This is a genomic window from Novosphingobium olei, from assembly GCF_037076535.1.
Lineage (GTDB): Bacteria > Pseudomonadota > Alphaproteobacteria > Sphingomonadales > Sphingomonadaceae > Novosphingobium > Novosphingobium olei.
Map to the genome: position 1 here is coordinate 776,803 of NZ_AP029021.1, position 14,112 is coordinate 790,914.

Below are 14,112 nucleotides of genomic sequence, written 5' to 3' on the forward strand. Positions count from 1 at the left end.
TCTTATGGGTAGCTGACCGTGGTGGCGATGCGCGGCAGCGGGATAAACTCGTCGCTGTCGCCGGGCACTTGCGGAAACCGGCCTTGTTCCCAGTCCTGCTTGGCCTGGTTGATGCGCTCGCGGCTCGAACTGACGAAGTTCCACCATACGTGGCGCGGCGTTGCGAAAGCCTCGCCGCCCAGCAGCATCACCCGCCCGCCGCTTGCCGAAGTCAGCTTGAGCGCCTTGCCCGGCGCCAGCACGACCAGCGCATAGGGTTCGAGCGGGATGCCCTCGATCTCGGCCTCGCCACCCACCAGCATCACCGCGCGTTCGTCGGCCTCGCTGTCGATCGGCAGCGCGCCACCCGGCGCAAGCACGATCTCGGCATAGATCGTCTCGGCATATTGCGTGGTGGGCGCGGTCTTGCCCCACAGCGAGCCCATGATGACGCGGGCCTGCACGCACGAATCCTCAATGAGCGGCAGATCGGCGCGGGATTCGAATGCGGGGTCGATCTCCTCGCGTCCGTCGGGCAGGGCAAGCCATGTCTGCATGCCATACAGTGTCTGGGTCGTTAGCCGTTCGGCCGTTGGGCTGCGCTCGGAATGGACGATGCCACGCCCGGCGGTCATCAGGTTGACCTGTCCGGGGCGGATCGTCGCATAGCTGCCGATGCTGTCGCGGTGGTCGATCGCGCCTTCGAACAGCCAGGTCACCGTGGCCAGGTTGATATGCGGGTGAGGGCGCACGTCCATCGCGCTGCCGGGCGGCAGGTGCGAAGGGCCGAACTGGTCCACGAAGATAAACGGGCCGACCATCGTGCGCTCGCGCGTCGGGATGGCGCGGCGCACTTCGAACGCGCCCAGATTATGGGTCACCGGGCGCAGAGTCTGGATCAGGACGTCGTTCATGCCGGCACCTTCAGGTCTAGCAGGGCGAGGAGGTTTTCAGGGAAGATCGGTTCGGGCCAGCCTGCGATCTCGTCGCGGGTGAACCAGCGGTGGGTCATGCCCATCGCCACTTCCAGCTCGGTGCGGCCATGGTCGACCACGTCATGCGTTTCGATCTCCACACGAAAGAAGCGCTCGTCCGATCGGACGGGTTCCCCTTCCAGCGTCACGAAGTCGTCGGCCCGCGCGGCGATCTCGCTCCCGCAGTCGATGTCGAGGCCCGTTTCCTCGCGCAGCTCGCGCCGGGCGGCGGCAGGAAAGTCCTCGCCCGGATCGCACTCGCCACCCGGCGCGCACCAGAACGCGCGCCGACCCGGCGGGCTATATCGGAACAGCAGTACGCACCCCTGTGCATCGCTTAACAGGATGCGCGCGGCACGCCGGATGCGCCGCTGGGACGCGTCGTCACTCACCGGGCGCGCGGGCCCTGATGGCCAATGCGTGGACGCGCTGGCCGGGAATGTCGCCCAGCGCGGCGTTGACCATGCGCTGGCGCTGAAGGCGCGAAATGCCCGCAAAGGCGGCGCTCTCGATCTCCACGATGAAGTGCGATTCGCCCGATCCGTCGTGCCCCGAATGGCCGGCGTGGCGGTCGCTTTCGTTGATCACGTCCAGCCGGGTGGGGGCAAAGGCCTCCTCCAGCTTTCGTTCGATTTCCAGCGCGATCGGACCGGTCATGACTTCCCTTCCAGATGAAGAGGCACCATGTGCAATCGGGTGAAGCAAGACAAGTTCCATGGCCGCGTCCACCACACCGGGCGTATCTGCAACGCGCCCGGCTGCGACGAGCCGGGGGAATTCCGCGCGCCCGGCGGACGGCCCTCGGGCTTCGACGGGCCCGGCGATTACCGCTGGTTCTGCCTCGAACACGTGCGCCAGTTCAATTCGGGCTACGATTTCTTTGCCGGCATGACGCCCGAGGAAATCCTCGCGGCGCAGTCTCCCATCGCCGGTTGGGAAAGCCAGACCCGCGCCTTCCGCCCCGATGCCGGGATCGACCAGGCGCCGCGCTGGAACGACTTTGCCGATCCGCTCGAAGCGATCCAGCAGCGCGCGCGGGCCCGCCGGGCCGATGCGATGCACCGCCAGGAAGCGGCGCGGCGCGGCATCTCGCCGGTCGAGCGGCGCTCGTACGAAGTGCTGGGGCTCGATCTCGATGCCGATCGCAAGGCGCTGCGCAGCCGCTATTCGGAACTGGTGCGCCGCTATCACCCCGATCGCAACGGCGGTGACCGCAGCTACGAAGGGCGGCTGCAGGAAGTGGTCGAAGCCTACAATCATCTGCGTTCGACCACTGCCTTCGCCTGAACCGCCTTGCGCCACTTAACTGTTCGATTAAACAGCGCGCAAGAGGAGATCAGATGCGATGAACGAAACCGCGACCTATGCCGACATCGTGACCGGCCGGCGCAGCATCCGCGGCTTCAAAGCGGAGCCGGTGCCCCGCGCGGTGATCGAGGAAGTGCTTCAGCTCGCCCTGCGGGCGCCATCGTCGCACAACACCCAGCCGTGGAACTTCACCGTCGTGGCTGGCGAGCCGCTCGACAGGATCCGCGCCGGGAACACCGAACGCAATCTGGCCGGCGTGCCCGACAGCCGCGAATTCCGCGCCGGCGGCGCCATCGGCCCGCAGCACCGCGAACGGCAGATCGATGTTGCCAAGCAGCTGTTCGGCGTGATGGGCATCGCCCGCGACGACAAGGAAGGCCGGATGGACTGGGTCCTGCGCGGCTTCCGTCAGTTCGATGCGCCCGTCTCGGTCGTGGTGACCTACGACAAGGTGCTCGAAGGCAGCGACATCGCGCCGTTCGACTGCGGCGCGGTGACCAACGCGCTGGTCAACGCCGCCTGGTCCAAGGGGCTGGGCTGTGTGATCAACAGCCAGGGGATCATGCAGTCGCCCGTGGTGCGCGAACATGCCGGCATTCCGGAAGACCAGGTGATCATGATCTGCGTGGCGATGGGCTGGCCGGACGATGACTTTCCCGCCAACGCCGTCGTCTCCAACCGCAAGAGCGTGGCCGAGTGCGCGCGCTTCGTCGGCTTTCCCGACTGACGGACCGCGCGCAGGCGGCCGCGGCGCGTCAGGTGGCGATGCCGATCGTCGTCGTGGCGGCGTAGCCTGCGCTGACCGACCCGGTCATGGCAGGCGTCATCACCGCCATCTGCGCGCTGGTGTTGTCGCCGAAGACATTGTCCGACGAGATCGAACTGGCGTTGTAGGCGCTGACGCTGCTTGAATAGCTCGACTGGGCATAGACCGCCGCGCAGGCCGTTGCCGGCATGGCAAGCTGCGAAATCAGCACCGCGCTGCGCCCGCTGGTGGCATTGGCGAGGCTCGAAAACACCTCGAAGTGGATGTGCGGGTAGCGGCCGCTGTAGCAGCCGGGGAAGATCGTGGTGAACGTGACCTGCCCGTTGCTGTCGGTCACCTGCACGCCGCGCAGGTAGCTTTCGTTCGGCAGGCTGTAGAGCGAATATTTTCCGTCCTTGTCGCAGTGCCAGATGTAGACGGCATAACCGGCGAGCGGAGCGCAGCCGTTGTTGGCATCGACCACGGTGATCGTCAGCGTCAGCAGCGTGCCGGTAGCGACGGTGGTCGACGTGCCGACGAAGCTTGAACGGATGTCGCTGCGCACGACACCGCTGGCGGTGAGCGCGTTCGATGTAAGGCCCGATGACGTGTTGGTGCCATCGGCGGGGTAGGGGCCATTGGTTTCCGTGGCGGGGACGGTGCAGGCACCGGCGGTGGCCGTTGCAGTCGCGGTTGCCGTTGCCGTGGCGGTGGCGGTCGCGGTCGAAGTTGCGGTGGCGCTCGATGTCGACACCGTGACCGTCGAGCCCGAACTGCCACCGTCGCCGCAACCGAGCACGATCGCCGAACCGCCGGTCGCGGCGAACAGGCCGATTGCGCGGCGGCGGTCGACGCGCATCTTGTCCATCCGCGCGAGATCTTCCGCCAGGCCGTGGCCGTGATGATCGTCGTGTTGTTCGTTCGTCGTGTTCATGTCGGTCCTCCCGTTGCGCTGCGAGGGCAAACGCGGGGGAAGGTGCGATCCTTCGCGAAAATCACTCCACCGTGGCGAGATCCGGTTCCACCCAGCCGCGGCGGGCTTCCACGCTGAACAGGCGGTCCCTGGAATAGAAGCAAAGCGGCCAGTCGCGCGGGCCGATCTCGCTGGCGAGGAGGGCATTGACCGCATCGACCAGCGGGGTGCCGGCGGACAGCAATGCGGCGAAGGCGCGCACGCCGCGGATGTAGAGCTGGGTGAGCGTTTCGTGATAGCCGGCGCTGTCGGTGTTCTGGCCGCCCACGGCTTCGTTGTAGGTGCGGATGACACCGGGAAGATCGCGTTCCAGCACGACATCGGGATGTTCGCGCAGCAGGCACAGGCAGGCCGCGAGGTGCGCTTCGTGGGTCCATTCCTGCTTGGGCAGGGTAGCCGCGAGGAGCCCGCCGGCGACGTGGCGCACGGCTGCGTTGGAAGCAAAGGGGCGAATCGGGTGGTCGGTCATCGAGGGGAAAATCCTGGGGGAAGGGGGGCGAAAAGGCAGGCGCTAAATCGGCAGGGTTGACGGGGTTGACACGGTCCTGAGCAATAACTCACCACCGCTTCCCGACCTTCGGGCATAGGGCCGATGAGGCGGCGGGTACTGGCCAGGAACGGCGGAAAAGAGGGAAATTCGGGCTGGCATCGGGCAATGGATAGCCCACCTGCCGGATGTAGGACAGCGCAGCAGCCGGTCATGGTGACACAATTTGTATATGCAATACCCTACAGGCGGCGAGGGTTCGTGTGATGCCGAAAGGGGATTCAACGACCCTCTGGCACCGACCGGACAGGGCGGCCAGCCCCTTCTTAAAAAGCAAAAGGCCCCGCCGCGAGCGACGGGGCCTTGCTGTTCGGAAAGAACGGCTGGATCAGGCGGCGACGGGCGCTGCCTGGCGAACCGATTCATCGACGTGTTCGGCAAACTGTTCGAAGTTGTCGATGAACTTGCGCACGAGATCCTGCGCGGTCTTGTCGTATTCGGCGCCATCGGCCCAGGCACCGCGCGGATCGAGCAGCTTCGCATCGACGCCCGGCACCGCGACCGGCACTTCGAAGCCGAAGTTCGGATCTTCGCGGAATTCGGCTTCGTTCAGGCTGCCGTCGAGCGCGGCGTTGAGCAGGGCGCGGGTGGCCTTGATCGGCATGCGCTTGATGCCTTCCATGGTGGCCTTGCCGCCCGACCAGCCGGTGTTGACCAGCCAGCACTTCACGCCGCCCTTGTTGATGCGTTCCTTGAGCAGGTTGCCATAGACCGACGGGTGGCGCGGCATGAACGGCGCGCCGAAGCAGGTCGAGAAGGTGGCTTCCGGCTCGGTCACGCCGATTTCGGTGCCGGCGACGCGAGCGGTGTAGCCCGAGAGGAAGTGGTACATCGCCTGTTCGGGGGTGAGCCGCGCGATCGGCGGCAGCACGCCATAGGCATCGGCGGTGAGGAAGATGATGTTCTGCGGCACCGGGCCGAGGTTCTTTTCCGAGCAGTTCGGAATGAAATCGATCGGGTACGAACCGCGGCTGTTCTCGGCGAGGCTGTTGTCGTCGAGGTCGATTTCGCGCGTGACGGGATCGATCACGACGTTTTCGAGTACGGTGCCGAAACGCTTGGTGGTGGCGAAGATTTCCGGTTCGGCTTCGGCCGAGAGGCGGATCATCTTGGCGTAGCAGCCGCCTTCGAAGTTGAACACGGCGGTGTCCGACCAGCCATGTTCATCGTCGCCGATCAGCGTGCGGCTGGCATCGGCCGACAGCGTGGTCTTGCCGGTGCCCGACAGGCCGAAGAACACGGCGGTATCGCCGTTGGGGCCGATGTTGGCCGAGCAGTGCATGGGCATGACGCCCTTCACCGGCAGCAGGTAGTTGAGGATGCCGAACACCGACTTCTTCATTTCGCCGGCGTAGCTGGTGCCGCCGATCAGGATCAGCTTTTCGGTGAAGTTGACCGCGATCACCGTTTCGCTGCGCGAACCGTGGCGTTCGGTATCGGCGCGGAAGCTGGGCAGATCGATGATCGTGTATTCGGGCACGAACGAGGTCAGCTCTTCAGCCGTGGGGCGAACCAACAGCGTGCGGATGAACAGGTTGTGCCAGGCGAATTCGTTGATCACGCGCACGTTGACGCGGTATTCGCTCTGCGAGCCGCCGAACAGGTCGGCCACGTAGAGCTTGTCCTTTTCGCCCAGCGCCTTGATGAAATCGGCCTTGAGGTTGGCGAAGTGTTCGGGCGTCATCGCCACGTTGGTCTTGCCCCACCACACGGTGTTTTCGGTTTCGGCATCGCGGACGATGAACTTGTCCTTGGCGCTGCGACCGGTGTGCTTGCCGGTGGCAACGACCAGCGGGCCGTCCTTGGCGAGGAGGCCTTCGCCGTTGCGGATGGCGTGTTCGACCAGCGGCCCGGTGGGAAGGTTGGCGAACAGCTGCGCCGGTTCAGGATATCCCTGCTGCGAGAGCGAGACGTTCAGGCTGGTATCGGACACTTCAAGCCTCCCGTTGTGCGGGCCTGGCAGGGCGGGACGGGTCCCGGCGCTGCGCGGCGGCGCAGAATCTGAATACGAATGCACGTGAGTTTCCATCGCGCATAGTGCTTGGCCTTTGCTGCGTCAAATGGCGTGCGGCAACACAGTTTTTTGCGCGGTCGATTGCAAGGAATTCAACTGGAACTGCGTTACGCGAATGTAAAGAAGCCCGGCGACCCGGCCGCTCCGATTGCCAGCCCGTGCTGCGCCGGTTAAGCCTCGCCGCCCGCCCAACCGCCACCGCAGGCAACCGGACCCGAAACGAGCCATGGCCGACAGTCCCGTCGAGCACCCGGAAACGTCGATTGCCGCACCGGGCAGCGCGGCCCGGCCCGCATCCGGCGCCCGCGTCGTGGCGCTGGTCGACGATGACCGCAACATCCTGACCACGCTGTCGATCGCGCTGCAGACCGAAGGCTTTGCCACGCGCGTGTACAACGATGGCGCGGGCGCGCTGAAGGCACTGCTCGACAATCCGCCCGACCTGGTGGTGTGCGACATCAAGATGCCGCGCATGGACGGGTTCGAACTGCTGAGCCGCTTGCGCGAGAAGAGCGCGCTGCCGCTGATCTTCCTGACCAGCAAGGACGACGAGGCGGACGAGGCGCTGGGCCTGTCGATGGGTGCGGACGATTACATCGCCAAGCCGTTCAGCCAGCGGCTGCTGATCGCGCGCATCCGGGCGATCCTGCGGCGCAGCGACATCGTGCGGGCGAGCCCGACCGAAGGCACGGGCGAGCCGGCCGAGCCGCTGCCCGAGCCGATCCGGCGCGGTGCGCTGACGATGGACCCGGCGCGCCATCAGGTGGAATGGCGCGGGCAGCAGGTTTCGCTGACGGTAACCGAGTTCCTGATCCTGGAGGCGCTGGCGCTGCGCCCCGGCGTGGTCAAGACGCGCAACCAGCTGATGGACGCAGCCTATCACGACGACGTGTTCGTCGACGATCGCACCATCGACAGCCACATCAAGCGCCTGCGCCGCAAGTTCCGCGCGGTGGACCCGGCGTTCTCTGGAATCGAGACGCTGTACGGCGCGGGATACAGCTTTGCCGAAGGCTGATCGGACGCTGCCCGCGCGGCTGCGGCGGGTGCGCTGGCGCGGCGTATCGCTGACCAGCCGCATCCTGGCCGTCAACGTCATCGCGCTGGCGCTGCTGGCGGGCAGCTTCTTCTACCTCGACAGCTATCGCAAGCAGCTGCTGGCCGAACGCTTCAAGCTGGCGCGGGCCGAGGCCGAGATCGCCGCCGATGCGCTGGAGGAGGCAGCCCCGGCGCGGCGGCGCGACCTGCTGGTGCGGATCGGCACCGAGCGCACGCTGCGGCTGACGTATTACGATGCGCGCGGGCGGCTGCTGGACGACAGCTTCCAGCTGGGGCCGCCATCGTTCGCCTTCATCGATCCGGCGCGCGAGCCGTGGTACCAGAAGGCGGCGCGCGCGCTTGACCGCGGGGTGGACTTCATCGTCGGCGCGCCGAGCATCGAGCGATATCGGGAGCCCCCGCAGCCGGGCGCGGGCAACTGGCCCGAGATCGCGCTTGCCCGCGAGACGCGCGCGACCGAAGTGTACTTGCGCTATGCCCCCGACCGCACGCCCGTGATCACCGCGGCAACGCCGGTGGGGACGAACGGCGACATGCTGCTGTCGATGCGCAATGCGCTCGACATCACGCAGGCGGTTCGCGACGCGCGCCAGACGCTGGTGATCATCATCGGGCTTGCGCTGCTCGCGTCGATCCAGCTGTCGCTGTTCCTGGCGCGCACGATCGTCCAGCCGCTGCGCCAGCTGGTGCGCGCGGCGGTGCGGGTGCGGCTGGGGCGCGATCGCGAGGTGGTGGTGCCGCGCCTGCCCGACCGGGGCGACGAGATCGGCCTGCTCGCCCGCGCCATATCGGACATGACCAACGCGCTGCGCCAGAAGATCGACGCGGTGGAAAGCTTCGCCGCCGACGTGGCGCACGAATTGAAGAACCCGCTCGCGTCGCTTTCAAGCGCGGTCGAATCGATGGGCAAGGTGGAGGATGCGGACTTGCGCCGCCAGCTGCTCGCCATCGCCACGCACGACGTGCAGCGCATCGACCGGCTGATCACCGAGATCGCCGATGCCAGCCGGATCGATGCCGAACTTTCGCGCGCCACGTTCGTCGAGTTGGACCTGGCCGAGCTTGCCGCGCAAGTGGTGGCGGCGCGCGGCGCGCGTCCCGACCAGCACGGCGATTGCCCGATCCGCTTCCACAGCGACACGATCATGGCGATCGTCCACGGCGATGCGCTGCGGCTTGAACGCGTGCTCGACAACCTGCTCGACAACGCCGCCTCGTTCTCGCCCCCCGGCGCGGCGGTCGAGGTGGACGTGACCGCCGATGGCGAGCGCGTGCGGCTGACCGTGTCCGACCACGGCCCCGGCGTGCCGCTGAGCGAGCGCGATAAGGTTTTCGAGCGATTCCATTCGGTTCGCCCGGCCGGGGAAGCCTTCGGCGCGCACAGCGGCCTTGGCCTGGCCATTGCCCGGACGATCGCCGAGGCGCATGATGGCACGCTGGGCATCGCCGACCGCGCCGATGGCGCGCAGGGCGCCTGCCTCGTGCTCGAACTGCCGGCCGCCGGCGAGGAGGAAGCGTGACCTTGGGCCTTGGCGGGACGCCGCACCAGGCAAGCTGCGTGATGATCGGGCGGCGGGCGCTGCTGATCGAGGGCGCACCGGGCGCGGGCAAATCCAGCCTGGCGCTCGCGCTGATCGACCGGGGCGGGGTGCTGGTGGGCGACGACGGCGTGCTGCTCGACGTGGATGGCGACACGCTGCTGGCAAGCCCGCACCCGAACATCGCGGGCAAGCTGGAAGTGCGCAACCTGGGCATCGTCGACATGCCGTCGGTGGTGGCAGCACCGGTCGCGCTCGTGCTGGCGCTCGATGCGCGGGCGCCGCGCTTCGTTTCGGGGGCGGAAACGGCGGTGCGGGCGGGGCTGCCGCTGCCGCTGATCCGGCTCTATCCCGATACGCCGGTGCTGGCGCTGCGCGCCGAACTGGCGCTGGCGCAGTATGGCCTGCCCGAACGCTGAGTCGGAAGTTCGCGAAAGGTTACGGACCGCCTAGCACCGCGAGCGGACTTCCCTTCGCGGCTGCGAAAGCGCAAGAACGCGGCACGTATGAACCCCGACTCGGATCAGAGCCCTCAGCGCATCCTGCTGGTGACCGGCGTGCTGGGCGCGGGCAAGACCACCGCCCTGCGCACGTTCGAGGACATGGGCTGGGAAGCGATCGACAACTTCCCGATCCGCCTGCTCGACCGCCTGCTGGAAACCGAACCCGGCTCGGCGCGGCTGGAGGCGGGGGCGCCGCTGGCGATCGGCTTCGACACGCGCACCCGCGGGTTCGATCCGGCCAAGATCATCGAGCGCGTCGATGCGCTGGCCGCGCGCGCGGACCTTTCGATCAGCACGCTGTTCCTCGATTGCGGCGGGGCCGAGCTTGAGCGCCGCTTCAACGAGACGCGCCGCCGCCATCCCATGAGCGCCGACAAGCCGGCGCTGGCCGGGATCGCCGCCGAGCGCGAACTGCTCGATCCGCTGCGGCGCTGGGCCGACGTGGTGATTTCCACCACCGACTTCACCACCAACGATCTGCAGCAGGCGATCCGCGCCGCGTTCGGCAGCGAGGCGCCGGGCCGTTCGACGCTGACGATATCGAGCTTCGGCTTTTCGCGCGGGACCCCGCCGCTGGCCGACCTGGTGTTCGACATGCGCTTCCTGGCCAATCCGCACTGGGTGGAGGACCTGCGCCCGCTGACCGGCAAGGATGCGCCCGTGGGCGACTACATCCGCCAGGACCCGGCCTTTGCCGAGGCGTTCGAGCGGATTCGCGGGCTGCTGGAACTGCTGCTTCCGCGCTTCGAGGCGCAAGGCAAGGCCTATGTCCACGTGGCGTTCGGGTGTACCGGAGGGAAACACCGTTCGGTCTACATGGCAGAGCGCATCGCTTCGGCCTTGCGCGAGGCAGGTTTTTCACCCACATTGCTGCACCGCAACCTGGCGTCGCGTACCGCGGACCTTGTCGAGAGGCCGCAAGTGTGACCCACGGGCTGCCAATGAAGACGACCTTCGGGAAGAGAGCGGCTCTGGAAGACATGCCTGCGGATTGCCAGTGTTCAAGCATGCCGGAGTCCTATGCCAAGCCTGTGTTCAGACAGGATAGAGCAGGATGCCGGGCAGCACTTCGGAGCCTTTCCCTTCCATGATCGGTCTTATTCTCGTTACCCATGGCGCTCTTGCCGACGAATTCATCCACGCGATGGAGCACGTCGTCGGCCGCCAGTCCGACGTCGTCGGGGTCTGCATCGGACCCAATGACGACATGGAGAAGCGACGCAAGGAGATCGCCGACGCGATCCGCCGCGTCGATTCGGGCAAGGGTGTCATCATCCTCACCGACCTGTTCGGCGGCACGCCTTCCAACCTTGCCATCTCGCTGCTGGAAGCGGGCCGGGTGGAAGTGATCGCCGGCATCAATCTGCCCATGCTGATCCGCCTCGCCAAGGCGCGGACCTGCATGGACGTCAAGGACGCGACGGCCGCTGCGCGCGATGCGGGGCGAAACTACATAACGATCGCGTCCGAATTCCTGGGACAGGATGCGTGAACGATGGGGGATTCTGCATACGCCGCTCGTGAGACGGTCACGATCGTCAACCAGCGCGGACTGCATGCGCGCGCCAGCGCCAAGTTCGTCAACGCCGTGGCCAAGCTGCCCGAAGGCTTTGACGTGACCGTGGCCAAGGACGGGACCGAAGCCAACGGCGCGTCGATCCTGGGCCTGATGATGCTGGGCGCGGCCAAGGGGGACAGCGTGGACATCACCGTTACCGGTGCCGAAGGCGATGCCGACGCCGTGCTGATGAAGCTCGCGGGTCTGGTGAAGGACGGCTTCGGCGAAGATTGAGCCGCTTGCCTAGCACGGCGCGCTGACGCAAGGCGGGTCCATGCCGCGCAAGGTCATCACCGGGTTTTCCAATCCCACCGTCAAGTTCGTGCGTTCGCTGCGCGAGAAGAAGCATCGCCGGCTGGCGGGCAAGTTCCTGGTCGAAGGGCTGCGGCTGCTGACCGACGCGCGCGAGGGCGGGCGGTTGCCGGAAATGCTGCTGATGGCGCAGGGGCGCGACGAGCATCCGCTGCTGGCGGAACTGGAGCGCGCGGTCGAGGCGGCGGGCGGCGAAGTGATCGAGCTGCCCATCGACCTGCTCGCCAAGGTGACCGGCAAGGACAACCCGCAGGCCGTGGCCGGGGTCTTCGCCGAATGGGACACGCGCCTTGCCCGCATCGACCGCACGGCCGCGCCGATCTGGCTGGTGGCGCAGGCGATGCGCGATCCGGGCAACCTTGGCACGATGCTGCGTACGGCAGACGCTGTGGGGGCGGGCGGGCTGATCCTGCTGGACGATTGCGTCGATCCCTTCTCGGTCGAGGCGGTGCGTGCGAGCATGGGCGGGATCTTCACCGTGGCGCTGGCGCAGGCGCGCTGGGAGGAATTCGAAGGCTGGCTGCGGCAGGCGGATGGGCAACTGGTTGCGGCATCGCTGCGCGAGGCGCAGCCTTATCGCGGCGCGCCTTATGCCGCGCCGTGCTTCGTCATGGTCGGCAACGAATCGCAAGGCTTGCCCGAGGCGTACGAAATGGCCTGCGACCTGCGCGTGACGATGCCGATGAAGGGCCGCGCCGACAGCCTGAACGCGGCCGTTGCCGCCGCCGTGCTCGCCTATGAGGTGCTTGCCGCAGTCGAGCGTTAAGGGCGCGGTCAGGCGCTTGGTGCTATGTCGCTGATCATGCGACGTTTTGCTGTCATTTCGGGCGCTGTTGCCGCCACACTCGCGCTTGCCGGGTGCGCCACGCCCGGCGGTGGCACGACGGCGCTGGCCGGCACGCAATGGCAGATCGTGCGCGTCGACGGCGCGGCCAGCGCCGCGCCCGACAAGGCACGCATCGCCTTCGATGCCGAGCGCATTTCGGCCAACGTCGGCTGCAACGGCATGGGCGGGGCCTATCGCCTCGAAGCGGGCCGCGTGATCGCTGGCCCGCTGATCGCCACGCAAATGTTCTGCGATGGGCCCGTGTGGCAACAGGAACAGGCGGTCAGCGCGCTGCTGGCCGGCGCGCCCGCGTTCGAGCGCAACGGCAGCGAATTGCGGCTGAAGTCCGCCGGCCACGCGATCGAGGCGCGGCGCCTGCCCTGAGGGGAGCTTTGCGCCATTCAGGTGTGCGGCATTCCCGGGAAGTTCAGCATGGTTTCGGGCGGATCCATCCAGCCTACCGCCTCTTTGAGGTAAACGTTCGCGATGGGTCTAAACGCTGAAGGATCGGTTAGCGAGGACGCAAAGACGTTCATAAGGTGCCGAGCTCCCGCGGATTGCGCGTGAATCCGGGCCCCGCAGGATCCGCAGTATGCTGTCGTCACTTCGTGGCCGCTGTCTGACGATCGGCGAAAGCTCATGGTTTCCCCGCTAACGGCAAAGGCATGGGCGGGGACGGAGAAGGCCGATACAAAGGGGGCACCGCTGAGCCTTTGGCATGACCTGCAATGGCAATTCACCGACCAGATCGGACTTTCCGTGCATGTGTAGCGCACGTTTCCGCAGAGGCATGCACCTGTGATCGGCGGCGCCATCTCAGCAAGGTTGGAAAGGATGGTCTTGCGCAAATCCATGCCAGGTTCCTTAGTGCCAAGCCAAAAATGATACGTCCTAAACGCTAGGGCATGCCAGCGATCCCACAAGCCCGCAGATGAACTCGCCTCGGTTTCAATCCCCCGCGACGAAGGCGGAGACTTGCCAGGTGCCGTCGTTGCGTTCGACGATCATGCGGCGGGCGAGCACGCTGCGCAGGTTCTTCGTTTCGACCTGGCCCTTGAGGCCGTCTTCGGTTTCGACGCCGGTAAAGCGCCGTGCCGGGTCGAAACCGGGTTGCAGGGTGACGACTTCCCAATCGAGCGACGCCACGCGCGCGGCATCGGCTTTCGGCTTGGCGAGCAGCGGGATGGCGCTGCCGGTTGCCAGCATGGTTTCGCCCGGATCGATCGTTTCGGGCACGTTCCAGAAGAACCACGGCATCACCGCAAGTCCATCGCGGGTGTCGCAGCCCATGCGCAGGATCGTGGCGAGGTCGGTCCACAGGGCCGTGCCGGCCTGCGGCGTGGCGAGCCGCTTGGCGAGTTCGTCGCGGCCATGGCCGCCGCCGTAATCGAGCGTGACGTCGGGCGCGGCGAGCGCGACCAGCGCCTTGGCATCGCGGCGGGAAACGGCATCGGTCAGCTTGCCGTGGAACGCGGCCCAGCCGGGCAGGCGGGCGCATTCGTCGAGCGGGCGCAGGCTGGCGACCTTGCGCTCGGTGGCGGCATCGCTCGCGTCATCCTCGGGATCGGCCGTGCTGGACGGTTCTGTGCTGGCGGCGGCAGCGGGGGCGGATGGGGATGCCGGCGGCGCCTCGCTGGCAAGGGGCGCCGGCGCGGGTTCGGAAGCTTCTGTGGTGGGCGACGGCTCGGGCGCGTTGCAGCCGGCGAGCGTCAGGACGGCGGCGGCGAGCGATGCGCCAGCCAGGACCCTGCCAAGTCCGCCATGCCCAATCAACGC

18 protein-coding genes are annotated in these 14,112 nt (G+C 67.0%); 10 read left to right on the plus strand and 8 right to left on the minus strand.

Going from position 1 to position 14,112, the window contains the following annotated elements; translation table 11 throughout:
• Positions 1–2 precede the first annotated feature (2 nt).
• From AACH40_RS03675 to AACH40_RS03685, 3 genes are read right to left on the minus strand one after another with little or no spacing between them, the layout of a single operon-like run.
• On the minus strand, positions 3–893 hold the full coding sequence (locus AACH40_RS03675; RefSeq protein WP_338644240.1) for a pirin family protein: 891 nt from the start codon (positions 891–893) through the stop codon (positions 3–5).
• Complete coding sequence (locus tag AACH40_RS03680) at positions 890–1,345, minus strand: NUDIX hydrolase (protein WP_338644241.1); 456 nt, start codon at positions 1,343–1,345, stop codon at positions 890–892. Before AACH40_RS03680 ends, AACH40_RS03675 begins: the two co-directional genes overlap by 4 nt.
• Positions 1,338–1,610, minus strand: a complete 273-nt coding sequence (locus AACH40_RS03685; protein ID WP_338644242.1) for a BolA family protein — start codon at positions 1,608–1,610, stop codon at positions 1,338–1,340. The genes AACH40_RS03680 and AACH40_RS03685 overlap by 8 nt, the downstream gene beginning before the upstream one ends.
• Before the next feature lie 39 nt (positions 1,611–1,649).
• On the opposite strand from AACH40_RS03685, the gene AACH40_RS03690 reads away from it, so the two are divergent.
• Positions 1,650–2,240 carry a J domain-containing protein gene (locus AACH40_RS03690; RefSeq protein ID WP_338644243.1) on the plus strand — a complete coding sequence of 197 codons (591 nt, stop codon included), beginning with the start codon at positions 1,650–1,652 and terminating at the stop codon, positions 2,238–2,240.
• A 58-nt stretch (positions 2,241–2,298) separates the two neighbouring features.
• Positions 2,299–2,988: a nitroreductase gene (locus tag AACH40_RS03695; RefSeq protein WP_169492339.1), complete on the plus strand. Its 690-nt coding sequence runs from the start codon at positions 2,299–2,301 to the stop codon at positions 2,986–2,988.
• A 28-nt stretch (positions 2,989–3,016) separates the two neighbouring features.
• On the opposite strand, the gene AACH40_RS03700 is transcribed toward AACH40_RS03695, so the two are convergent.
• From AACH40_RS03700 to AACH40_RS03710, 3 genes are all read right to left on the minus strand, one after another.
• Positions 3,017–3,940, minus strand: coding sequence for an intradiol ring-cleavage dioxygenase (locus AACH40_RS03700; RefSeq protein ID WP_338644246.1), 924 nt, complete (start codon positions 3,938–3,940; stop codon positions 3,017–3,019).
• 61 nt (positions 3,941–4,001) lie between these two features.
• Positions 4,002–4,448 carry a hypothetical protein gene (locus AACH40_RS03705; RefSeq protein WP_338644247.1) on the minus strand — a complete coding sequence of 149 codons (447 nt, stop codon included), beginning with the start codon at positions 4,446–4,448 and terminating at the stop codon, positions 4,002–4,004.
• A 406-nt stretch (positions 4,449–4,854) separates the two neighbouring features.
• Positions 4,855–6,459, minus strand: a complete 1,605-nt coding sequence (locus AACH40_RS03710) for a phosphoenolpyruvate carboxykinase (RefSeq protein ID WP_338644249.1) — start codon at positions 6,457–6,459, stop codon at positions 4,855–4,857.
• A 307-nt stretch (positions 6,460–6,766) separates the two neighbouring features.
• Here AACH40_RS03710 and AACH40_RS03715 point away from each other — a divergent pair, with 307 nt between their 5' ends.
• The 8 genes from AACH40_RS03715 to AACH40_RS03750 all read left to right on the plus strand — a co-directional run bounded on the left by AACH40_RS03715 (position 6,767) and on the right by AACH40_RS03750 (position 12,720).
• The gene (locus AACH40_RS03715) at positions 6,767–7,558 is read left to right on the plus strand and encodes a response regulator transcription factor (RefSeq protein WP_169492342.1); all 792 of its coding nucleotides are present in this window, start codon (positions 6,767–6,769) and stop codon (positions 7,556–7,558) included.
• On the plus strand, positions 7,545–9,119 hold the full coding sequence (locus tag AACH40_RS03720) for a sensor histidine kinase (RefSeq protein WP_338644250.1): 1,575 nt from the start codon (positions 7,545–7,547) through the stop codon (positions 9,117–9,119). Before AACH40_RS03715 ends, AACH40_RS03720 begins: the two co-directional genes overlap by 14 nt.
• Positions 9,116–9,556 carry an HPr kinase/phosphorylase gene (locus AACH40_RS03725; protein ID WP_422394878.1) on the plus strand — a complete coding sequence of 147 codons (441 nt, stop codon included), beginning with the start codon at positions 9,116–9,118 and terminating at the stop codon, positions 9,554–9,556. The genes AACH40_RS03720 and AACH40_RS03725 overlap by 4 nt, the downstream gene beginning before the upstream one ends.
• Positions 9,557–9,643: 87 nt before the next feature.
• Positions 9,644–10,567 (plus strand): RNase adapter RapZ, encoded by a 924-nt coding sequence (rapZ, locus tag AACH40_RS03730; RefSeq protein ID WP_338644252.1) that lies wholly within the window; start codon positions 9,644–9,646, stop codon positions 10,565–10,567.
• A 160-nt stretch (positions 10,568–10,727) separates the two neighbouring features.
• Complete coding sequence (locus AACH40_RS03735; RefSeq protein WP_338644253.1) at positions 10,728–11,132, plus strand: PTS sugar transporter subunit IIA; 405 nt, start codon at positions 10,728–10,730, stop codon at positions 11,130–11,132.
• Positions 11,133–11,135: 3 nt separating this feature from the next.
• Entirely contained in the window at positions 11,136–11,432 is a 297-nt protein-coding gene (locus tag AACH40_RS03740; RefSeq protein WP_338644254.1) for an HPr family phosphocarrier protein, read from the plus strand.
• 40 nt (positions 11,433–11,472) lie between these two features.
• On the plus strand, positions 11,473–12,276 hold the full coding sequence (locus AACH40_RS03745) for an RNA methyltransferase (RefSeq protein WP_338644255.1): 804 nt from the start codon (positions 11,473–11,475) through the stop codon (positions 12,274–12,276).
• 36 nt (positions 12,277–12,312) lie between these two features.
• A complete protein-coding gene (locus tag AACH40_RS03750; protein ID WP_169492348.1) occupies positions 12,313–12,720 on the plus strand; it encodes an META domain-containing protein in 408 nt (135 codons plus the stop codon).
• 17 nt (positions 12,721–12,737) lie between these two features.
• On the opposite strand, the gene AACH40_RS18875 is transcribed toward AACH40_RS03750, so the two are convergent.
• Positions 12,738–13,190 carry a GFA family protein gene (locus tag AACH40_RS18875; protein ID WP_422394879.1) on the minus strand — a complete coding sequence of 151 codons (453 nt, stop codon included), beginning with the start codon at positions 13,188–13,190 and terminating at the stop codon, positions 12,738–12,740.
• Between the two features lie 94 nt (positions 13,191–13,284).
• The gene (locus tag AACH40_RS03755; protein WP_338644256.1) at positions 13,285–14,109 is read right to left on the minus strand and encodes a hypothetical protein; all 825 of its coding nucleotides are present in this window, start codon (positions 14,107–14,109) and stop codon (positions 13,285–13,287) included.
• Between the last annotated feature and the right edge of the window lie 3 nt (positions 14,110–14,112).